Below are 21,056 nucleotides of genomic sequence, written 5' to 3'. Positions count from 1 at the left end.
CGGCCGGCGTGGCCCGGGGCGTCGCCCGGATAGGCTCGGTGCCCATGCGAACCAAGCGGGAGCTGGGGGCGGCCATCGCGCGGGAGCGACGGGCCGCGCTGGTGGTCAACGCCCACTCCCGGCGGGGCCGGCGACTCTACGAGGGCGCCCGGTCCCGGCTGGTCGCGGCCGGGTTCACCCTGGTCGGCGACCACCCGGTCGACCGGCCCGGCGAACTGGAGGCCCGCCTCGCCGAGGCCGCCGACTCCGGTGCCGACCTGCTGGTCGCCGGGGGCGGCGACGGCACCCTCGGCACGGCGGCCCGGCTGCTCGCCCACCGGGACATCGCGCTGGGCCTGCTGCCGCTGGGCACCACGAACAACTTCGCCCGGACGGTGGGCGTCCCGCTCGACCTGGCCGCCGCGGTCGCGGTGCTCACCGTCGGCAAGGTGATCGACGTCGACCTCGGCCTGCTGGGGGAGCTGCGGTTCGCCAACCACGTCGGGGTGGGCCTCTCCGCCGACGTCATGCTGCGTACGCCGGCCCGGCTGAAGCGGCTCACCGGCCGGGTCGCGTACCCGCTCACCGCGCTGGCGCTGCTCGCCCGGCACCGCCCGCTGCGGGTCACGCTGCGCGCCGAGGGGGTGGCCCGGGAACTGCGGACCCACCAGCTGTACGTGGCCAACGGCGGGTTCCAGGCCGGCCGTCCGATCACCGCCGACGCCAACGCCGACGACCGGCTGCTGGTGGCGTACCCGGTCGGTGGGGCGACCCGGCGCGGCCTGCTGCGGGAGACCGCCCGCAACGCGCTGACCGGCCACCGGCGCAGCCTCGGCGACGAGCCGTTCCTCGCGGTCGGGCAGCTGTGGCTGGAGACCGACCGGCCGGCGCAGGTCGAGGTGGACGGCGAGCTGTGCGGCACCACCCCGATCCGGATCGGCCTCGACGCCAACGCCCTGCGGGTCATGGCCCCCGTGGGCACCACCGACCGCTGAGTCCCGGGCCGTCGCGCCCGGGCGGGCCGGCCCGTTCCGCCGCGACGATCGGGCGGCGGCCCTGGTGGGGCAGCGTCGCCGTGCCGTACGGTGCTCGCCGTGACCGCGCACGATCATGCTCCGTCCGGCCCGGTGGCCGTGCTCGCCAACCCGACGGCGGCCCGGGGCCGACACCGCGGCCTGCTGCCCGCGCTGCTCGACCGGCTCGGCACCGCCGGGCACCCGGTGGAGTTGCTGTCGGCCGCCACCCCGGACGAGGCGGAGGCGGTCTGCCACGCCGCCGTCGCCGCGGGGGCCGGCGCGTTGGTGGCGGTCGGCGGTGACGGCACGGTCCACCGGGCGTTGCAGGCGGTAGCCGGCACCGCCGTCCCGTTCGGCCCGGTGCCGGCGGGCACCGGGAACGACTTCGCCGTGGACACCGGGTTCCCGGCCGACCCGCTCGCCGCGGCCGGGGTGATCGCCGACGCGCTGCGCGACGGCCGCAGCCGCCCCGTCGATCTGGCCCGGATGACCGGCCCCGGCGGCGCCGAGCGCTGGTACGGGGCGGTGCTCGCGGCCGGTTTCGACGCGATCGTCAACGAGCGGGCCAACCGGATGCGCCGGCCGCGCGGCCCCCGCCGGTACGACCTGGCGATCCTGATGGAGCTGGCCCGGCTGCGCCCCCGCCGCTACATCCTGCGCCTCGACGGGGTGCCGCAGCAGGTCGACGCGGTGCTGGTGGCGGTCGGCAACTGCGCCAGCTACGGCGGCGGCATGCGGATCTGCCCGGACGCCGACCCCACCGACGGGCTGCTGGACGTGGTGGTGGGCGGCCGGTTCGACCGGCGCACGCTGATGCGGGTGAAGCCGCGCATCTACCGCGGCACCCACGTCGAGCATCCGCTGGTGCGCAGCTACCGGGCCCGCACGGTCGAGGTGGCCGCCGAGGGGATCACCACGTACGCCGACGGGGAGCGCGCGCTGGACCTGCCGGTCCGGATCACCGCGGTGCCGGCGGCGCTGCGCCTGCTGCGCTGACCGACGACGGCCCGGCCTCGGGCGGTGGTGGCCCGCCCGGCGCGCCGGCCCGGACCGCGCCGATGCTGGCCGCGATGACCAGCCCGATGGCGAGCATCTCCCGGGCGTGCAGCGCCTGGCCGAGCACCAGCCAGCCAGCCAGCGCGGCGATCGCCGGACCGAGGCTCATCAGCACCGCGAAGGTGGCGGTGGGCAGCCGGCGCAGCGCCAGCAACTCCAGGGTGTACGGCAGCACCGAGGCGAGCAGCGCCAGCCCGGCGCCGAGGCCGAGCACCGCCGGGTGCCACAGCCGGGCTCCGGCGTCGAGCAGCCCGAGCGGCAGGGTGATCACGGCCGCCACCGCCAGCGCCAGGGCCAGCCCGTCGGCCCGGGGAAAACGCCCGCCGACCCGGGCCGAGCAGACGATGTACGCCGCCCACAGCGCACCGGCGCCCAGCGCCAGCCCGGCGCCCACCGGGTCGAGCCGTTCCAAGCCGCCCTGGCCGAGCAGCGCCACCCCGGCCAGGGCCAGTCCGGCCCAGCACCAGGCGACCCACCGGCGGGCGGCGAACACCGACAGTGCGAGCGGGCCGAGCACCTCCAGGGTCACCGCCGGCCCGAGCGGGATCCGCTCGATGGCGTGGTAGAAGACCGAGTTCATGCCGCCCAGGGCGAGGCCGAAGGCGGCCACCGCGGCCCAGTCGGCGCGGCCGTACCCGCGCAGCCGGGGCCGGCACACCAGCAACAGCACCGCGGCGCCGAGGGCGAGCCGCAGGGTCACCGCGCCGGACACCCCGGTACGGGGGAAGATCAGGGCGGCCACGGCCGAGCCGAACTGCACCGACAGTGCCCCGCCGAGCACCAGCCCGATCGCCCCCAGCCGCCCGGTCACCGGCCCCGTGCCGTCCGGCGGCCCGGGGCGCCGCCGGGCGGGATGGGCGTCGGTGCCGGACGCCGGTGGGGGAGGGACGGTTCGGGTCACCCCTGCGAGGCTAGGCCCGCCGGGCCAGCGCGGGTACGCCGGCCCGGCCGGGAGTGGCCCGGGTCGCGCCGGGTCACTCGCTGCGTGCGGTCTCCGGGCCGGTGACGCGTTCCAGCAGCGGCAGGGTGGCCGCGATGATGCCGAGGCAGGCCGCCAGGCCGGCGACCACCAGCGCGTAGAAGCTCGGGCCCGGCGGGGTGAGCGCGTAGTGCATCTGGCCCTTGAGGAACAGGTGCGCGGCGAGCAGGCCCATGCCGGTGGCGAGCGCGGCGACGGCGAGCATCGGCACGGCGGTCTCCAGGGCCACCACCCGCCGGAGCACTCCCACCGGCGCGCCGCCCAGCCGCAGCAGGCTGAACGGGCGTTTGCGTTCCTGCAGGCCGCCGACCACGGCGACGGCGAGGCTGCAGCCGGCCAGCACGAGACTCACGACGATGACCACGTCGGCCAGTTGTCGCCAGCCCCGCAGCAGGTTGGCGAAGTCCGCCTCGAAGTTGCCCGGCACGTTCGGGGCCACCCAGAACGTCGGGTAGGCCGCCTCCAGGACGGTCCGCGCGCGTTCCCGCGCGGCGGCCGAGCCGTCGGTGCCGACGACGATGGACTCCACCGGCAACCCGGCCAGGTCCTCGACCCGGACGGACGCGGGCGTCCACACCCGGTCGGCGGAGGCCGAGCTGCGGAAGGGGATGAAGTCCACCGGCACCTCGGCCACGGTGGCGCCCCCGGCGCACCGGCCGTACGCCGGGGGGATGTCGGCGCACCTGACGACGCTGGCGTAGTAGTGCGGGTTTTCAAGTTTGCGGGTCACGGTGGTGCTCCGTACGCCGGGGATCGCCCGCAGTTCGGCCAGCAGCGGGCCGGGCACCGACGTGGTCTCTTCGCCAAGCACAGTGGTCAGGGTGGCGGCCTCGACGGAGCCGATCGGCGCCGGGCCGCGCTCGGCCACGATGGTGGTGATGACGCCGGTCGCGGTGCTGGTGACGAAGAGGGCGAGCATGATCCCGCTGATCGCCCGGAAGCCGGCCCTCGGGTTGTCGGCCAGGCGCCGCGCGGCGATCAGCGTGCCGGGGCGGCGGGCGCGGGCCGCCATCAGCCGGGCGCCGACCATCGTAAGCCACGGGCCCGCCACCACCAGGCCGGTCATCACGAGCAGGAGCGTGGGGAGGTACACCGCGGTCTGGCCGTCGGCCGTGTTCGGCCGGCGGCCGACGGCGAACGCCAGGCCGGCGAGCCCCAGCGCGAGCGGGATCAGCCGGTACCCGCGTGGCGGCCGGGGGGTGACCCGCCGGGTCACGCCCAGCGGGGAGATCTGGACCCGGCGCAGCGAGACGTGCGCGGCCAGCGCCGCCCCGGCCGGCACGCCGAGCGCCACCACCAGGGCGTCGAGCGGGCGCAGCGACAGGTCGGCGGGGAAGTACGGCATGCCGGTGAACGGGATGTCGGCCAGCGCGCCGCGGCCGGCGAGGAACAGGGCGAAGCCGAGGGCGGTGCCGACGGCGGCCGCGGCGGTGGCCTCGATCGCGGCGATGGCCGAGATCTGCCGCGGCGTCGCGCCGACCAGGCGCATGGCGGCGAACCGTTGTTCCCGGCGGGCGGCGCCGAGCCGGGTCGCGGTGCCGATGAAGATCAGCACCGGGAAGAGCAGCCCACCGGCGACCACGCCGAGGATCAGGTCCACCACGGTGTCGGGGAGCGCGGGGCCGCTGGCGGCGACGTCGGTGAGCTGCCTCGCGTCGGGCAGCGCGGCGACCTCGGCCGGGCGACCGCCGACGATGACCAGCAGGAAGTCCGGCGACGGGAGGGCGGCCGGGCCGACGGTGCCAACGTCCCGCCCGGCGTACCGGTCGGCGAGCTGGTCGGCCGGGTACGCGTCCAGCAGGCTCCGCAGCGCCGGCGAGGCGTAGTACTCGCCCGGCCCGGGGGTGCGCGGGACGCCGATCGGGGTGGGCGAGTCCGGTCCGGTGGCCGCGACGTCGACCCGGAGGATCTGCCGGCCGTGGAAGTAGTCCCGCCGGGTCGACCACCACAGCGGGTCCGCGTCGCCGCCGGTGGTGGCGACGGGGTGCAGCGAGGCGTACCGGGTGAGCTGGGCGTTTGTGGCGTTGACCCCGGCGAGGGTGGCGAGCAGGATGCCGGCGCCCACCGCGACCGCGGCGGCGATGGCGACCAGCCGGACGAGCGCCTCGCGGCCGCCCGCCACCGCCAGGCGCAGCCCCAGGCGGATCACGACGGGATCCTCTCCGGCGCGTTGACCCGCCCGTCCCGGACGATGACCTCCCGGTCGGCGTACGCGGCGACCCGCGGCTCGTGGGTGACCAGCACGACCGTGGTGCCCTGCTCGCGGGCGGCGGTGACCAGCAGGTCCATCACCTGCTCCCCGGTGAGCGAGTCGAGCGCGCCGGTCGGCTCGTCGGCGAAGAGGACCTCCGGCCGGGCGACCAGGGCCCGGGCCAGGGCGACCCGCTGGGCCTCGCCGCCGGAGAGCTCACCGGAGCGGCGTTCCTCCTTGCCGGCCAGGCCGAGCCGCCCGAACCAGCCGTGCGCCCGGCGCAGCGCCTCCGCCCGCCGTACGCCGCCGAGCAGCAGCGGGAGCGCGACGTTCTCCGCGGCGGTGAGCTCGGGGACCAGTTGGCCGAACTGGAACACGAAGCCGAACCGGCGCCGGCGCAGGGCGCTGCGCGCGGTCTCGCTCATCGCGTCCAGGCGCGCCTCGCCGAAGCGGATCTCGCCGGAGTCCGGCACGAGGATGCCGGCGAGGCAGTGCAGCAGGGTCGACTTGCCGGAGCCGCTGGGGCCCATCACGGCGAGGATCTCGCCGGCCTCGACGGCGAGGGTCGCGCCGCGCAGGGCCGGGGTGTTGCCGAAGGAGAACCGCACGTCGCGTGCTTCGACCACCACGGTCATGGCCGCACCGTCCGCTTCAACGCGTCCAGGCGGGCGCTGGTCGTCTCGATCCATCGCAGGTCCGCCTCCAGGTGGTACAGCCCGTGGTCGGCCAGCAGCGCGTCGACGAGGCCGCCGCCGCGCTTGAGCTCGGTGAGTTCCCGCATGCGTTGCAGGTGGGAGCGGCGCTGCGCGTCGAGGTAGTCGCCGGCGGGGCGGTCTAGCATCAGCGCGAGCACCACCTTGGCGAACAGCACGGTCTGCAGGTGCGGCTCGGGCTCGACCGGCTGGGTGAGCCACTGGTCGACCTCGGTCGCGCCCCGGTCGGTGATCACGTAGCGCTTGCGGTCGGGCCCGGCGCCGGGCTCGACGTCGCTGATCACCACCTTGCCGTCGCGGGCCAGCCGGCTCAGGGTCGAGTAGACCTGCCCGTACGGCAGCGGTCTGCCGCGCCCGAAGTAGGAGTCGTAGTCGCGCTTCAGGTCGTAGCCGTGGCTGGCCTGCCGTTCGAGCAGGCCGAGGAGGGTAAGCGGAACACTCATGGGAGCAGACTACACCGGGTGTATACCCCGAGTGAATAGTTGGCGGTTCGACAGCGCCGTGTCGGCCGTGTGGGAGTCCGGTTCAGGCTCCGGCGGGGTGCGGGACTCCGGCGAGGCGGTCCAGCCACTCGGCGAGCAGAGCCCGCTCGGCGGGGCTCAGGCCGGCGGCGAGGGTGGGCAGGGCGGCGCGTAGCGCCACGGCGTGGCGGACCGCCCGGTCGGGGCGGTGGACGCGGGCCACCGCGCTGTCCGTGCAGACCACGGCGAGGACCGCCTCCCGGGTGGCGACCGAGAGCTCGGGGTCCCGGTCCGCCGGCGAGGACCGGATGAGGCTGAGGGTGACCCCGCAGGCGGCGGCCTCGACCATGGCCGCGGCGCGGTCCACCCCCACCCGGAGCCGACCGGCCCGCGCCACCCTGGTGACCAGTTGGTGCAGGATCTCGGCGGCCACCCGGGCCGCGGTCGGCCGGACGCCGGGGCGCGGCTCGCCGTACATCAGCGCGTGGAAGGCGGGGTTGGCCACCCCGAATCCGACGTGCATGTCCCACCCCTGGCGCAGCCCGTCGACCGGGTCGAGGGCCGGCTCGCGGGCCGCCTCGGCGTGCAGGTACGCGGCGAAGCCGTAGCTGGCCGCCGCGTCGAGAAGCCCTCGCATGTCACCGAACTGCCGGTAGATGGTCGGCGCCTGGACGCCGGCCGCCCGGCTCACCGCCCGGGTGGAGACCGCGTCGCGGCCCCCCTCGGCGAGCAGCGCGGCGGCGGCCCGCACGATCCGGTCCCGGGGTGACGCCGCCATGAAGATCACGATATCAGTGCTACCCGGACGCTGTTAGCGCCGCGGGCTAACGCGGGTACCACCCGAGCGTTAGCGCTGATAGGCCGTGGCCGGTCAGCCGCGCAGTGCCAGGTCGAGCACCGCGCCGAGGCCGTTGCGCCGGCCGGCGTCGGCGCACGGCAGCACCAGCGCCGCGCAGCCGGCGTGCACCGCGCCCGCGTCGGCCGGGGTGTCGCCCACCATCAGCGCGTGCTCCGGGTCGACGCCGAGCAGGCCGCAGGCCCGCAGGAAGATCCCCGGGTCGGGCTTGCAGCGACCCACCTCGTACGACAGGGCGTAGGCGTCGACCAGGTCGGCCAGGCCCCAGGCGGCGAAGAACGGGCGGATGTCGAAGCCGATGTTGCTGACCACGGCCACCTTCACGCCGGCTTCCCGCAGCTCCTTCAGCACCGCCTCGACGTCCGGGTACGGCACCCAGCCGTCCGGCGCCAGCACCCGCTCGTAGAGCGCCTCGGCCAGGCCCACGATGCCGGCGTCGACGGTCTCCGCCAGCCCGGTGTACGCGCCCCGGTGCGCGTACTCGTAGAGGTCCCGGTCGGCCCACAGCTCGGCCAGGCCGGGCGGCACCCGGGCGGGCAGCGGCCCACCGGCGCGCCCGGCGGTGACCAGCCGGTCGGCCAGCACGGTGGCCCGCCCGCGCTCCAGGCTCACTCCGCAGGCCGCCGCGGCGGCGGTGACCCAGGCGAGCGGGTCCTCCACCTGCGCCAGGGTGCCGTGGAAGTCGAGCAGCACGGCCTGCACGGGGCGGCGGGGCACCCGCGGGCGGACTGCGTCCTCGGCGTCCGCCCGAGCGGGCCTCTGAGTGGGTTGCGGATGGTCCGGCACGCCGTGCACCCTACCGACCGCCTCGGACGCCCTGACCGGACGCCTTGCTCGGTGCCGCCGCGGCGCACGCATTAGCCTTGGTGGCATGTCGAGTCCCGCCGAGCGGTACGCCGCGGCGCGCCGCCGGGCCGCGTACGCCTCCGAGTTTCCGGCACTGGACGAGTTCGCCCGTGATCTCGGGTTCGACCTCGACGACTTCCAGCGGGAGGCCTGCCAGTCCCTGGAGCGGGGCAGCGGGGTGCTGGTCTGCGCCCCGACCGGCGCCGGCAAGACCGTGGTCGGCGAGTTCGCCGTACACCTGGCGCTGCGCGGCACCCCCGACCAGCCGTCGGTCGCCGATGGCGGCCCGGCGGGCACCACCCGGCGCAAGTGCTTCTACACCACCCCGATCAAGGCGCTGTCCAACCAGAAGTACCACGACCTGGTCGACCGGTACGGCGCCGAGCAGGTCGGCCTGCTCACCGGCGACAACGCGATCAACGGCGACGCGCCGGTGGTGGTGATGACCACCGAGGTGCTGCGCAACATGCTCTACGCCGGCTCCAGCACCCTGGAGGGCCTGGCGTACGTGGTGATGGACGAGGTGCACTACCTCGCCGACCGGTTCCGCGGCGGGGTGTGGGAAGAGGTGATCATCCACCTGCCCGCCTCGGTCACCCTGGTCTCCCTGTCGGCCACCGTCTCCAACGCCGAGGAGTTCGCCGACTGGCTGGTCACCGTGCGCGGCGAGACCGCGGTGGTGGTCAGCGAGCACCGGCCGGTGCCGCTGTGGCAGCACATGCTGGTCGGCAAGCGGATGTTCGACCTGTTCCACGACGCGGACGCGGCCCGCAAGCACGACGTGCACCCGGAGCTGCTGCGCTACACCCGGGACACCATGCGCCGGCTGGAACTGGGCGAGGGGCGCAGCGCCGGGCCCGGCGGCGGGCGGCGCGGCCCGCGCTGGCGTGGGCCGATGCGCCCGGACATCGTCGACCGGCTCGACCGGGAGGGGTTGCTGCCGGCGATCCTGTTCATCTTCAGCCGGGCCGGCTGCGCCGCCGCCGTGCAGCAGTGCCTCGCGGCCGGGCTGCGGCTGACCTCCCCCGACGAGCGGGCCGAGATCCGCCGGGTGGTCGAGTCCCGGGTCACCGCCATCCCCGGCGAGGACCTGTCGGTGCTCGGCTACTGGGAGTGGCTCGACGGCCTGGAACGCGGCCTGGCCGCGCACCACGCCGGCATGCTGCCGGTGTTCAAGGAGGTCGTCGAGGAGCTGTTCGTCCGCGGCCTGGTCAAGGCGGTCTTCGCCACCGAGACCCTGGCGCTCGGCATCAACATGCCGGCCCGCTGCGTGGTGCTGGAACGCCTGGTGAAATACAACGGCGAGGCGCACGTCGACCTCACCCCGGGGGAGTACACCCAGCTCACCGGGCGGGCCGGGCGGCGCGGCATCGACGTCGAGGGGCACGCGGTGGTGGTCTGGTCGCCGGAGACCGACCCCCGGCACGTGGCCGGGCTGGCCTCCACCCGCACCTATCCGCTGCGGTCCAGCTTCCGGCCCTCGTACAACATGGCGGTGAACCTGGTCGGCACGGTCGGTGCGGAGCCGGCCCGGGCGCTGCTGGAGTCGTCGTTCGCGCAGTTCCAGGCGGACCGGTCGGTGGTCGGTCTGGCCCGGCAGGTGCAGCGCAACACCGAGACCATCGAGGCGTACGGCGCCGAGGCCGGCTGCCACCACGGCGACTTCGACGAGTACTTCGCGCTGCGGGTGGCCATCGCCGACCGGGAGCGGGCCATCGCCCGGCAGGGGCAGACCCAGCGCAAGGCCGCCGCCGTCGCCTCCCTCGAACGGCTGCGGGTCGGCGACGTGATCCGGGTGCCGTCCGGCCGGCGGGCCGGCCTGGCGGTGGTGCTCGACCCGGCCACCGGCGGCTTCGGCGAGCCCCGCCCGCTGGTGCTCACCCAGGACCGGTGGGCCGGCCGGGTCAGTCCCGGTGACTTCACCGCGCCGGCCGAGGTGCTCGCGCGGATCCGGGTGCCGAAGCACTTCAACCACCGCTCGCCGGCCGCCCGGCGGGACCTGGCCGCCGAGGTGAGCGGCACCGGGCTGGACCGGCACGGCGGCCGCCGGGGCGGCCGGTCCCGGCAGGCCGCCGGCGAGGACCACCGGCTCAGCCAGCTCCGCACCGAACTGCGCCGGCACCCCTGCCACGCCTGCCCGGAGCGGGAGGAGCACGCCCGCTGGGCGGAGCGGCGCCGCCGGCTGGAACGCGACACCGAGGAGCTGCGCCAGCGGGTGGCCGGGCGGACCGGCTCGCTCGCCCGTACCTTCGACCAGATCGTCGCCCTGCTCACCGCCCGGGGCTACCTGACCGCCGGCGGCGACGTCACCGACGCCGGCCGGATGCTCGGCCGGATCTGGACCGAGGCGGACCTGCTGGTCGCCGAGTGCCTGCGCGGTGGCGTCTGGGACGGACTCTCCCCGGCCGAGCTGGCCGCCGCCGTCTCGGTGGTGGTCTTCGAGGCCCGGCGCGACGTCGACGAACGGGCGTCGCTGCCGCGCGGCCCGGTCGCCGAGGCGGTGGACGAGACGCTCAAGCTGTGGAGCGAGATCGAGGCCGAGGAGGCCGAGAACGGTCTGGCGGTCACCCGGGAGCCGGATCTCGGCTTCGCCTGGCCGATCTACCGCTGGGCCCGAGGTGAGGCCCTGGCCAAGGTGCTGGCCAGCGGCCATCAGGTCGACGGCGAGATGCCGGCCGGCGACTTCGTCCGGTGGGCCCGGCAGGTGGTCGACCTGCTCGGTCAGCTCGCCGACTCCGGCGGCGCCTCGACCGAACTGCGGTCCACCGCGCGGCAGGCGATCGCCACCGTCAACCGCGGCGTGCTGGCCTACCACGCCCGCTGACCGCCGGCGTCGGCCAGCCGCCCGGATCAGTTGTCGATCGAGGCAACTTCCGGCAAAGGCCGCCGCGCGCCTTGAAGACGGGTTGAACCGGACGAACCGGCCCTTGTGGGCGGACGAGCGGGCTCAATAGTTTGTTCAGCGAACGGACAAACCTCGGGAGCCCACGTGAGCCTGGCAGCGCCGCTTCGCCGACCGGCCGAGACGGCCGCGGCCGCCGGGGCGGCGACGATGCGGCGGACCAACCTCGCGCTGGTCCTGCGGCTGCTGCACCACCACGGGCCCCGCTCGCGCGCGGACCTCGTGGTCGAGACCCGGCTGAGCAAGGCCACCATCTCCAGCCTGGTCGCCGAGCTCGTCGGCCGGGGACTGGTCCGCGAGGGCGCGCTGCGCGCGCAGGGGGCGATCGGCCGGCCGGCGCGCATCCTCGAGGTCGACGGTTCCCGGGTCGGTGCGCTCGGGCTCGAGGTCAACGTCGACTACCTCGCCGTCTTCGGCCGTGACCTCGGCGGCCGGATCCTCGTCCGGCGCCGCGTCCCGTTCGACGCGATGAACGCGACGCCCGACGAGGCGCTGTCCCGGCTGGCGGCGACGACCCGCGAGGCGCTGGCCGAGATGACCCGGCTCGGCGCGGTGCCCGCCGGGATCACGGTCGCCGTCCCCGGTCTCATCGACGTCGCTCGTGGGCACGTGCTGCTCGCCCCCAACCTGGGGTGGCGCGAGGTCCCCGTCGCGGAGCGCGTGGCCGCGGCGCTCGACGCGGACGTGGCGATCCGCGTCGACAACGACGCCAACCTGTCGGCGCTCGCCGAGTTCCGCGAGGGCGGCGCGGCCGGCACCGCGGACCTCGTCTACCTGACCGGCGAGGTCGGGGTCGGTGGCGGAGTCATCGTCGGGGGCCGGCTGCTGCGTGGGCCGGACGGCTTCGCCGGCGAGGTCGGCCACATGTCGGTCGATCCGGGTGGCGCCGAGTGCGGGTGCGGCCGGCGCGGGTGCTGGGAGACGAAGGTCGGCCTGGCCGCCCTGGTCCGCCTCGCGACACCCGACCAGGGCTACGCCGCCCCCGGACCGGTGCCGGATCCCGAGGTCCGGCTCGCCGGCATCCTCGACCGGGCTGCGGCCGGCGACCAGCGCACCCACCTCGCCTTCGCCGAGGTCGGCCGGTGGCTGGGCCTCGGCTGCTCGATCCTGGTCAACCTGTTCAACCCGAGAGTCCTCGTCCTCGGCGGCTACCTCGCCCGCGTCGCGCAGTACGTGGTCCCGACGGCGCAGGCCCAACTCGACCGGCTGGTGCTGGCCGGCCCGGCGGGAAGGTGCCGGATCGAGGCGTCCACCCTCGGCTTCGAGGCCGCAGTACGCGGTGGCTGCGGCGTCGCCATCGAGCGGGTCCTCGACGATCCGACCAGCGTTCCGCCGGTGGCCGTCGTCGGCGCCGGCTTCAGTTGACCAACTCTCCCCGTCCCAGTTCGGCTCGCCGGGGCACGACGGCGCGCACCGACCGGAAGGAGGCCGTCGACCCCCGAGACGCGGCGTCAGCCCACGGGCGACGCACCGCACCAACCACACCGAACAAGGAGAGTCATGAAGGCATCGTCAAGAGCGCTGGCCGTGCTGGCGCTCGTCGTCGGCCTGGTCGCCCCGGTGGCCCCGGCGGCGGCGGAGACCGCGCAGTACCAGGTCCTCGTCTTCTCGAAGACCACCGCGTACCGGCACGGCTCCATTCCCGCCGGCATCGCCGCCATCGAGAAACTGGGCCAGGAGAACGGCTTCGGGGTCGACACGACCGAGGACGACGGGCAGTTCACCGACGCGAACCTGGCAAGGTACGACGCGGTCATCTTCCTGTCGACCACCGGTGACCCGGTGACCTCGCCCGCGGCGAAGGCCGCGTTCGAACGCTACATCCAGGCCGGCGGCGGCTACCTCGGCGTGCACGCCGCCTCGGACAGCGGCTACCGCTGGGCCTGGTACGGCGGCCTCGTCGGCGCGTACTTCCGTGACCACCCGGCCATCCAGCCGGCGCTGGTCCGCGTCGTGGGACAGGGCACGGAGGTCACCCGGGGCCTGCCGAACAAGTGGTGGCGCACCGACGAGTGGTACAACTTCCAGACCAGTCCGCGCGGCTCGGTCCGGGTGCTGGCCAGGATCGACGAGTCCACCTACAACCCGGTCGGCTACACCGGCGGTCACATGGGCGAGGACCACCCGATGGTCTGGTGCCACAACTACGACGGCGGGCGCTCCGTGTACACGGCCCTCGGCCACACCGACGCCTCGTACACCGAGCCGTTCTTCCTGAAGCACCTGCTCGGCGGCATCAGGATGGCGGCCGGCCAGGCCAAGTTCAACTGCGACCCGAACTGACCGCTCGGGTGGCCGGGGCCCGCCCAAGGGCCCCGGCCACCCCGCCCGGACCCGACGGTCCGGGTCAGCGGGTGGGCCCGCCGCCGGCACGGCGCCACCACCCGGCGCCCGACCGTCCAGTTCGGCGACCAGCCACCGCCCGGTACGCCTCCTGGCACACCTCCGCGAGCTCGGCCCCGTCGGCGCCCCGGTCGAGCCGCACCCCGATCCACCCGCGCTGCCCCACGTACGGCGGCCGGAAGTAGACCCACGGATCGGCCGCGAGCAGTTCCTGCTGGGCACGAAGGACCGGTCGACCCGGGAGCGGTCAGGCGCGCGCGCCGGCGAGCGCGTCGACCAGGCGGCGGCAGGACCCCGCCAGGTTCCACCGCTCGGCCAGCTGGACCAGCCGCTCCGGATCGACCGGCGCGGCGGGCAGCTCGGTGGCGAGCGCCGGCAGCGGCACGTCCAGCGCGACCCGGACCACCTTCGGCGCCACGGCCAGGTAGTCCCGGGCGGCGGCCAGCTTGGTGCGCAGGCCCGGCGCGAAGCCGGAGCCCGGGTCGTCGAGGGCGGTGAGGATGCCGTCCAGGCCGCCGTACCGGTCGATCAGCCGGGCGGCGGTCTTCTCGCCGACCCCGGCCACCCCGGGCAGGCCGTCGCTCGGGTCGCCGCGCAGGGCGGCGAAGTCGGCGTACCGGTCGGCGGGCACGCCGTAGCGGGCCCGCACCGCCGCGTCGTCGCAGTCGTCCAGCTTGGCCACGCCCCGGCCGACGTAGAGCAGCCGCACCCCGCGGGCGTCGTCGATCAGCTGGAACAGGTCCCGGTCGCCGGAGACCACCTCCACCGGGCCGGGCTGGGTGACCGACAGGGTGCCCAGCACGTCATCGGCCTCGTAGCCGGCCGCGCCCACGGCGGTGATGCCGACCGCCGCCAGCACCTCCAGGATCATCGGCACCTGCGGGGAGAGCGTGTCCGGCACCACCTCGCCGCCCGCCGGCGCCACCCGGTGCGCCTTGTACGACGGCAGCAGCTCCACCCGCCACTGCGGCCGCCAGTCGTGGTCCAGCGCGCAAATCATCCGGTCGGGCCGGCGGGTGCGGACCAGTTGGGCGAGCATGTCGAGGAAACCGCGGACGGCGTTGACCGGCTGGCCGTCCTCCGTCCGGGCGGCCGACTCCGGAATGCCGAAGTAGGCCCGGAAGTAGAGGCTGGGAGAGTCGATCAGCAGGATCGGGGGTCGCTGGGTCACGCCGACAGCCTGGCACAACCCACCGACGAACGGAGTACGCCGCTCAGCGGCGATCGTCGTCGTAGACGGTCGCCCGGCGGGCGAGGTGCTGCACTCCGTAGCTCGCGACCAGCAGCAGCAGGGCGGCCACCACCTCGACCCAGGCGGCCACGCCCTCGGCGACGGTCAGGCCCACCACGAGCAACACCAGCCCGGCGAAGGCGAGGACCCCGGACCAGAGCAGCCGTCGCCGGCGGTCGCCACCCCCGTGTCGTGCCAACGCCGCTCCCTCCGCCGGGCTGCCCACCACGCTAGTCGCCGCGACGCCCGGATGTCCCCGAACCGACGGCACCCCGCAGCGCCCGTCGACCGGGGCGGGGAATCGGATGGCCGCCTCCGGCCGGGCGGGGCAGACTGCCGGCATGGCGTTCGTTCCCGGCCTGACGCTGGCCCGCCGGTTCCACGACGAGGTGGTCGCACCGCTGCTGGCGCAGCGCCGGCCCGACCTGCGGTACGCCGCCGGGTTGCTCGACGGCGGCTCGGAGCTGTTCGGCCTGGACACCCCGCGCTCCACCGACCACGACTGGGGTCCGCGTACGCAGCTCTTCGTCGCCGACCCGGACGAGGTCGCGCCGCTGCGGGCGGTCCTCGACGACGGGCTGCCGGCCGAGTTCCTCGGCTGGCCGACCCGGTTCTCCGGCGGCCCGACCACCCGCCTGGGCACCGTCGACGCCGACGGTGACCGGCACGGGGTGAGCGTCGACGAGCTGGGCGGCTGGCTGCGGGACAAGCTCGGCCTCGACCCCCGCGCGGAGCTGACCGCCGCGGACTGGCTCGGGCTGCCCACCCAGCGGCTGGCCGAGCTGGGCGGCGGGGCGGTCTTCCACGACGGGCTCGGCGGCGCCCTCGCCGCCGTCCGGGACCGGCTGGCCTGGTACCCCGACGACGTCTGGCGGTACGTGCTGGCCGCCGGCTGGGGCCGGGTCGGCCAGGCCGAGCACCTGGTGGGCCGGTGCGCCGAGGTGGGCGACGAGCTGGGCAGCCGGGTGGTGGCCGCCGGGCTGGCCCGGGACCTGATGCGCCTCGGCCTGCTGGCGCACCGCCGCTGGCCCCCGTACGACAAGTGGCTCGGCAGCGTGTTCCGCAGGCTGCCGGCGGCGGACCCGGCGGTCGACGCGCTGGCCCGGGCCCTCGGGCCGGGCGACTGGACCGACCGGCAGGACGGCCTGGTCCGGGCCCTGGAGATCGTCGCCGGCTGGACCAACGACACGGGGCTGGCCCCGCCCGTCGCGCCCACCGCCCGCCCGTTCCACGGCCGGCCCTTCCTCGTCCTGCACGCCGGCCGGTTCGTCACCGCGCTGCGGTCGGCGATCACCGACCCGGTGCTGCGGGACCGGCCCTGCGTCGGCGCCGTCGACCAGTACCTGCACAGCGTCGACGTGCTCGCCGATCCGCAGCGGTTGCGCCGGATCGTGGCGGCCGTCCACCCGGACTGACGCCGAGGGCTTCCGCCGCACCTCTCCCGCGGTCCGGCGTACTCCGGGTCCGGCGCCGGAAACGCCGGTCCCCCGGGCATCCACGATGCCCGGGGGACCGGGTTCGGACTGGCCGGTCCGCGGCCGGAGAGGCCGGCCGCGGACCGGGGGGTCAGCCCGCTGCTACAGGCGCGCGCACTGGCCGCTGGCCGGGCCGCTCACCTTGTTCGCCCGGCCGTCGTTGACCGGGGCGGGGGTGTTGCCGGAGCAGGCGAGGGGGCCACCGATGGTGTTCGCCGCGACGACGACCGGCTGGCTGCCGGTGTTGCCGGTGAGGGTGACCGGACCGCTGATCGCGACCGTGTCGACCCACACCCCGCCGGTGGCGGCGGTGACCGACAGCGGGCCGCCCACCTTGCCCTTGACGATCTTCAGCTCGCCGGTGGCGCCGGAGACCGTGACCGGGCCGGACACCGTCGCGCCGGAGAGGTCGAGCAGCACCGGGCGGGTGGCGTACAGCGGGCCGCCGATGGTGCCGCCGGTGACCACCAGCGACGCGCCCGGGTCGACCGTGACGGAGCCGCCGATGGTGGCGTTCTCCAGGCAGGTCAGGCCCGCGGTGACCACCAGCGGCTTGGCGTACCGGCCGGTGATCGTCGTGGTGCACTGCGGCCCGGCCTGCCCGACCGCCGACCGCGGCTGGGTGTCCGCGGTGACCGGCGAGTTCGCCGCGAAGTAGCTCACCAGCATGGTGAGGTCGTTGTCACCGGTGGTGGCCGGGTTCGTGCCCTGGCCGAGGGCGGCGAAGTTGTCGCCACCGGCGGCGAGGAACGAGTTGACCGTGACCCGGTAGCTGCCCGACGGGTCGAGCGCCATGCCGTTGAGCTTGATCGAGGTGATCCGCGAGCCCTTCGGCGCGTCGGGGTTGTAGGTGTAGCTGAACCCCTTCGAGACCCCCAGCCACAGCACCGGACGGGACGCGCCCGCGGGCTGCCACTGCTCCTCCAGCGCCTGCTTGATCTGCGCGCCGGTGTAGGACTTGGTGACCACGTCGTTGGCGAACGGCTGGACGGCGAAGGCGTCGGCGTAGGTCACCGTGCCGTCGGTCCGGTAGAGCAGGTCGGCCCGCAGACCACCCGGGTTCATGAACGCGATCTGCGCCCCACCCCGGCCGGCGTCCTTGGTCCCGGCGAGCTGGACGTCGGCGATGAAGTTGCCCAGCGCCGACTCCTTGCCCCGGTCCTCGTTGCCGTCGGTGTAGGCCCGCTTGACGTCCGCGGTGATCGCACCGAGCTTCTGCTTGCCCAGCTCGGCGGCCTTGACCTTGGCGGCGTCCACGATGCCGGCGACCGCCGGGTCCTGCGGGGCGCCGACCACGCCGACCAGCGCGGCGTCGGCGGCGGTCACCGAACCCGAGTTCGGGTCGTAGGTGAGGTTGACCTTGCCCAGCCGCAGGCCGTAGTCCTCGGCCTGGACCACCGGACGCAGCTTGTCCGACCCCGGCACCGGCAGCTTGAAGGCGTACGGCTGGTGGGTGTGACCGCTGAAGATGGCGTCGATGGTGGCGTCGACCCGGGTGAACTTGCCGAAGACCGGGTCGTTCGCCAGCGCCTCGGCGGAGGTGATGTTCTCCGTCGCGGCGCCCTCGTGCGCGAGCAGCACCACGACGTCGGCCTCGCCGTTGTCCGGGTTGCCGTCCTTGAGCTGGCCGGCGACCAGGTTGGCCTCGGCCACCGGGTCGCGGAAGGTCAGGCCGGCGATGCCGTCCGGGCTGACCAGCGACTTGGTCTGCTCGGTCACCACGCCGACGAAGCCGACCCGGACCCCGCCGACCGTGCTGACCGAGTACGCCGGCAGCGCCCGGGTGGTGTCCCGGTACACGTTGGCGCCCAGGTACGGGAAGTCGGCCCGGTCGGACACCCGGCCGGTGAGGTCGGCGGCGCCCTTGTCGAACTCGTGGTTGCCCACCGCCGAGGCGACCAGGCCGGTCGCGTTCAGCGCGTCGATGGTCGGGTTGTCCCCGTCGATCGCCGAGATGAACGTGGACGCGCCGATGTTGTCGCCGGCCGAGACGAACGCGGTGTTCGGGTTCTGCGCCCGCAGCTGGCCGACCAGGCCGGCGAGCTGGGCGGCGCCGCCGGCGGGCTGACCACCGACGGTGGCGGGGGACTCCAGCCGGCCGTGGAAGTCGTTGATGCCCAGCAGTTGGAGGTTGACCGGCTTGGCGCTGGTGCTGAGGCCCACCACGACCGGGTTGTGGTCGCTGGCCCGGTACGGGTTCGGGTCGTAGAAGGCGGCCAGCCCGTCGTACTGGAAGGCGAACGACTCGACGGCGTTGATCTGCCACACGTCGACGCCGGTGACCCGCGAGGCCAGCGACGGCGAGGCGAGGGCGTGGTCGAGCGAGCCGGACTCGCCACCGAAGACGTAGGTGGCCTTGCCGGTGTCGTTCAGGTCCTTGTACTGCTTGTCGTAGAGGACCCGCATCGGGTCCTCCTGGGTGTACGCGTTGAAGTCACCCAGCAGCAGCACGTCCTCGGTGCCGCTGTCGGCCTTGACCCGGTCGACGAAGGCGGTCAGCGCCGTGGCCTGCCGGACCCGGTCGCCGTTCCAGGAGCCCTGACCGTCTCCGGTGTCGGCGTTGTCGCCGGTGCCGGTGCCGCTCTTGGACTTGAGGTGGTTGACCACCACGGTGAAGGTGAGCTTGCCCGTGGTGAACGTCTGCGCGATCGGCTCGCGGGCGTTGAACCAGACGCTCTCGTCGTTGACCGACCGCGACGGGCCCTTCGGGGCGACCTTGGCCGGCTTGAAGATGATCGCCGTGGTGATGAAGTCCTGCTCGGCCGGGCCGGGCAGCTCCGCCGGGGTGCGGACGTAGTCCCAGGTCCCCGCGCCGTCCTTGGCGTTGAGCGCGGTGACCAGGCGCTTCAGTGCCTGCTGCGGGTCGCTCGCGTTGAACCGGACCGAGTTCTCGATCTCCTCGAGACCCACCACGTCGGCGCCCAGCGCGCTGATCGCCGCGACGATCTTCGCCTCCTGCTTGGCCAGCCCGGCCTCGTTCGCCGCGCCGCGGGCGTCGCCACCGAAGTGGACGAAGTAGTTGAGCACGTTGAAGCTGGCCACCCGGATGTCGCCGCCGACGTTCGCCGGCGCCGCGGTCCGCGGGTTGGTGGCCTTGAAGGTGGTCCGGCCGACCGTCGGGGTGTCCGCGCTGACCGGGGTGGTGGGCTGCAGCCGCCACTCGCTGAAACCGTACGAGAGCACGACCGGCCCGAACGCCTCGACCGAGTCGCCGACCCGCAGCGGGTTCTCCCGGGACAGGTACGGCGGCAGCAGCCCGGCGGTGGACAGGTTGGTGGTCTTGCCGTCGTCGAGCAGGATCCGGCGGAGCTTGTTGTCGGCGATCACCTGCTTGGCCGCGTCCGAGCCGGGCCGGGCCAGGTCGGTCGCGTTGGGGGCCGGACGGTCACCGGCGGCGAGCACCACCTCGCCGTACCGGTTGGTGTTGTACACCTCGGAGACGGTGTGCTGCCCGAGCGGCGCCACCAGCATCGACTCGACCGACTCGCGGGCGTCCTCGGACAGCGGCAGGCCGACCGGGACCGGGGCCGGCAGGGTCGCGTCGTGCGCGCAGATCTGCACGTCGGTCTTGGCGGCGATGCTGAGTTGGGTGAGGCCGTTGTACTCGTTCGGGGTGCCGCTGACCCGGACCCGGTCGCCGACCGCGACCGACGGGTGGTTCGCGGTGTTCGTGGTGAGGTAGACGAAGATGCCGTCGGAGGCGGTGCCGGCGGCCACCGGACGGTCGCCACCGCTGCCGGCGGTCTGCACGTACACGCCGTTGTAGCCACCGGTGCGGTGGTCGGCGGTCACGATGCCCTCGACGGTGACCCGGCTGTTCGGCAGCGGCGTCGCGCCGCCGGTGCCCTGCACCTCGGCGATGGTGCGGTCGACGGTCACGGTGCAGCCGACCGGCTCCGGCTCGGGGTCCGGATCGGGCTCGGCGCTGCCGTTGCGGACGCCGAAGGTGTGCGGCGCCGGGGCGGTCCACTTGCCGCCGATCTTCTGCAGCGAGTGGCCGACCGGGGTGGTGGTGGTCTCCGTGACCCCGATGTCCGTGCCGGTGATCCCGTTGGCCGGGCCGCCGACCGCGGTGAACGTCCCCTCGTAGGTGAGGAACTCGGCCACCGACCCGGTGGGGGAGACCAGCGCGACGCCGTCGGGGGAGCCGTTCTGGATGCCGTCGGTCGGGTAGTTGGCGACGACCACGCCGGCGGCCGGCACCCGGCCGGTCAGGGTCCGGGTGTTGTACGCCGCGCCGTTCGCTCCGTTGTAGAGGACGATCTGCCAGCCGGTCAGGTCGAAGTCGACCGGCGCCTCGATCTCGATCGCCTCGCCGGTGTCGGTACCGGCGTTGTCGTAGTGGATCTCACTGATGGCGGGGAGCGTGTCCGTGGGTTCGGCGTACGCCGTGGCGCCGCTGGTCAGGGCGAGCAGGCCGCTGGTGAGCAGCGCACCCGCCACGGTCAGTGATCTTCTGGTTCTGTGCATGAAGCTCGGCCTCCGAGGGGGTTCGACCGCTGGAGGATAAGCGAGCACGGTGGCCGCGGGTGAGCCGTCGGATGTACGGAAAGGAATGGTCGACCGGACAACCGGCGACGCTGATCGACGTGGCGTGCCCGGCGTCGACCTGCCGCTTCGCGGTGTCGGTGGGCGCGCGACCGGCTGCCGGAGCGCCCCGGCGGACGTTTTCGATCACGAAACGTGACCGGGCCCGGGCCCCGCCGCCGGCTGCGGCGTGGCCCGGACCGGACCGGTCGAGGGATCAGCTGATGAACCTGAAGTAGGCCCGGTGCTGGTAGCCGTTGTCGAGGGTGAGGACGAACTCGCGGCAGGTGCCGGCCCAGGCGGGGTCGGTCTTCCACGGGTAGTTGTACTGGCCGGTGGCGCTGGCGCTCATGGCCGAGCCGCCGGGGTTGCTGGCGGCGACCGGAGTCGGCCGCGGGGTGGTGGAGCCGTCGGGGTTGACGGTGCGCAGGGTGTCGCAGTCGACCAGGCGGGAGTAGGGCGAGTTGCTGGCGAGGATGTC

The 21,056-nt window shown here is 74.8% G+C and carries 16 protein-coding genes; 6 read left to right on the top strand and 10 right to left on the bottom strand.

The window, feature by feature from the left end; all coding sequences use genetic code 11:
- Nucleotides 1-44: 44 nt before the first annotated feature.
- Nucleotides 45-974 (top strand): diacylglycerol kinase family protein, encoded by a 930-nt coding sequence (locus tag AB0H57_RS29565; RefSeq protein WP_357511958.1) that lies wholly within the window; start codon nucleotides 45-47, stop codon nucleotides 972-974.
- Nucleotides 975-1,064: 90 nt separating this feature from the next.
- Nucleotides 1,065-1,991 (top strand): diacylglycerol kinase family protein, encoded by a 927-nt coding sequence (locus tag AB0H57_RS29560; RefSeq protein WP_357511957.1) that lies wholly within the window; start codon nucleotides 1,065-1,067, stop codon nucleotides 1,989-1,991.
- On the opposite strand, the gene AB0H57_RS29555 is transcribed toward AB0H57_RS29560, so the two are convergent.
- From AB0H57_RS29555 to AB0H57_RS29530, 6 genes are all read right to left on the bottom strand, one after another.
- Complete coding sequence (locus AB0H57_RS29555) at nucleotides 1,954-2,862, bottom strand: EamA family transporter (protein WP_357511966.1); 909 nt, start codon at nucleotides 2,860-2,862, stop codon at nucleotides 1,954-1,956. The two genes, AB0H57_RS29560 and AB0H57_RS29555, sit on opposite strands and share 38 nt — an antisense overlap.
- 163 nt (nucleotides 2,863-3,025) lie before the next feature.
- Nucleotides 3,026-5,179: an FtsX-like permease family protein gene (locus tag AB0H57_RS29550; protein ID WP_357511956.1), complete on the bottom strand. Its 2,154-nt coding sequence runs from the start codon at nucleotides 5,177-5,179 to the stop codon at nucleotides 3,026-3,028.
- Nucleotides 5,176-5,856 (bottom strand): ABC transporter ATP-binding protein, encoded by a 681-nt coding sequence (locus AB0H57_RS29545; RefSeq protein WP_357511955.1) that lies wholly within the window; start codon nucleotides 5,854-5,856, stop codon nucleotides 5,176-5,178. The genes AB0H57_RS29550 and AB0H57_RS29545 overlap by 4 nt, the downstream gene beginning before the upstream one ends.
- Complete coding sequence (locus tag AB0H57_RS29540; protein WP_357511954.1) at nucleotides 5,853-6,377, bottom strand: PadR family transcriptional regulator; 525 nt, start codon at nucleotides 6,375-6,377, stop codon at nucleotides 5,853-5,855. Before AB0H57_RS29540 ends, AB0H57_RS29545 begins: the two co-directional genes overlap by 4 nt.
- Before the next feature lie 82 nt (nucleotides 6,378-6,459).
- Nucleotides 6,460-7,173, bottom strand: coding sequence for a TetR/AcrR family transcriptional regulator (locus AB0H57_RS29535; protein ID WP_357511953.1), 714 nt, complete (start codon nucleotides 7,171-7,173; stop codon nucleotides 6,460-6,462).
- A 93-nt stretch (nucleotides 7,174-7,266) separates the two neighbouring features.
- Nucleotides 7,267-7,968: an HAD-IA family hydrolase gene (locus AB0H57_RS29530; RefSeq protein ID WP_357511952.1), complete on the bottom strand. Its 702-nt coding sequence runs from the start codon at nucleotides 7,966-7,968 to the stop codon at nucleotides 7,267-7,269.
- 154 nt (nucleotides 7,969-8,122) lie between these two features.
- Between AB0H57_RS29530 and AB0H57_RS29525 the strand changes: the two genes are divergently transcribed.
- The 3 genes from AB0H57_RS29525 (at nucleotide 8,123) to AB0H57_RS29515 (ending at nucleotide 13,282) form a co-directional block, all read left to right on the top strand.
- Nucleotides 8,123-10,921: a DEAD/DEAH box helicase gene (locus AB0H57_RS29525; RefSeq protein WP_357511951.1), complete on the top strand. Its 2,799-nt coding sequence runs from the start codon at nucleotides 8,123-8,125 to the stop codon at nucleotides 10,919-10,921.
- A gap of 165 nt (nucleotides 10,922-11,086) precedes the next feature.
- The gene (locus AB0H57_RS29520) at nucleotides 11,087-12,364 is read left to right on the top strand and encodes an ROK family transcriptional regulator (RefSeq protein WP_357511950.1); all 1,278 of its coding nucleotides are present in this window, start codon (nucleotides 11,087-11,089) and stop codon (nucleotides 12,362-12,364) included.
- Nucleotides 12,365-12,499: 135 nt separating this feature from the next.
- Nucleotides 12,500-13,282, top strand: a complete 783-nt coding sequence (locus AB0H57_RS29515; RefSeq protein ID WP_357511949.1) for a ThuA domain-containing protein — start codon at nucleotides 12,500-12,502, stop codon at nucleotides 13,280-13,282.
- A 307-nt stretch (nucleotides 13,283-13,589) separates the two neighbouring features.
- On the opposite strand, the gene AB0H57_RS29510 is transcribed toward AB0H57_RS29515, so the two are convergent.
- Both AB0H57_RS29510 and AB0H57_RS29505 read right to left on the bottom strand, forming a co-directional pair.
- A complete protein-coding gene (locus tag AB0H57_RS29510) occupies nucleotides 13,590-14,513 on the bottom strand; it encodes a 5'-3' exonuclease (RefSeq protein WP_357511948.1) in 924 nt (307 codons plus the stop codon).
- Between the two features lie 43 nt (nucleotides 14,514-14,556).
- The gene (locus tag AB0H57_RS29505; RefSeq protein WP_357511947.1) at nucleotides 14,557-14,772 is read right to left on the bottom strand and encodes a hypothetical protein; all 216 of its coding nucleotides are present in this window, start codon (nucleotides 14,770-14,772) and stop codon (nucleotides 14,557-14,559) included.
- 142 nt (nucleotides 14,773-14,914) lie between these two features.
- On the opposite strand from AB0H57_RS29505, the gene AB0H57_RS29500 reads away from it, so the two are divergent.
- The gene (locus AB0H57_RS29500; RefSeq protein ID WP_357511946.1) at nucleotides 14,915-15,988 is read left to right on the top strand and encodes a DUF4037 domain-containing protein; all 1,074 of its coding nucleotides are present in this window, start codon (nucleotides 14,915-14,917) and stop codon (nucleotides 15,986-15,988) included.
- 162 nt (nucleotides 15,989-16,150) lie between these two features.
- On the opposite strand, the gene AB0H57_RS29495 is transcribed toward AB0H57_RS29500, so the two are convergent.
- Together AB0H57_RS29495 and AB0H57_RS29490 are read right to left on the bottom strand one after the other, a co-directional pair.
- Nucleotides 16,151-20,518 (bottom strand): ExeM/NucH family extracellular endonuclease, encoded by a 4,368-nt coding sequence (locus AB0H57_RS29495; protein ID WP_357511945.1) that lies wholly within the window; start codon nucleotides 20,516-20,518, stop codon nucleotides 16,151-16,153.
- A 274-nt stretch (nucleotides 20,519-20,792) separates the two neighbouring features.
- Nucleotides 20,793-21,056: PxKF domain-containing protein (locus AB0H57_RS29490; RefSeq protein WP_357511944.1), on the bottom strand; the 264-nt coding region annotated here is incomplete at its 5' end.

Source organism: Micromonospora sp. NPDC050686 (assembly GCF_040654475.1).
In the GTDB taxonomy this organism is placed as follows: Bacteria; Actinomycetota; Actinomycetes; order Mycobacteriales; family Micromonosporaceae; genus Micromonospora.
Note: the sequence above shows the minus strand (reverse complement) of the source record. Positions and strands in the feature narration are given on the sequence as shown.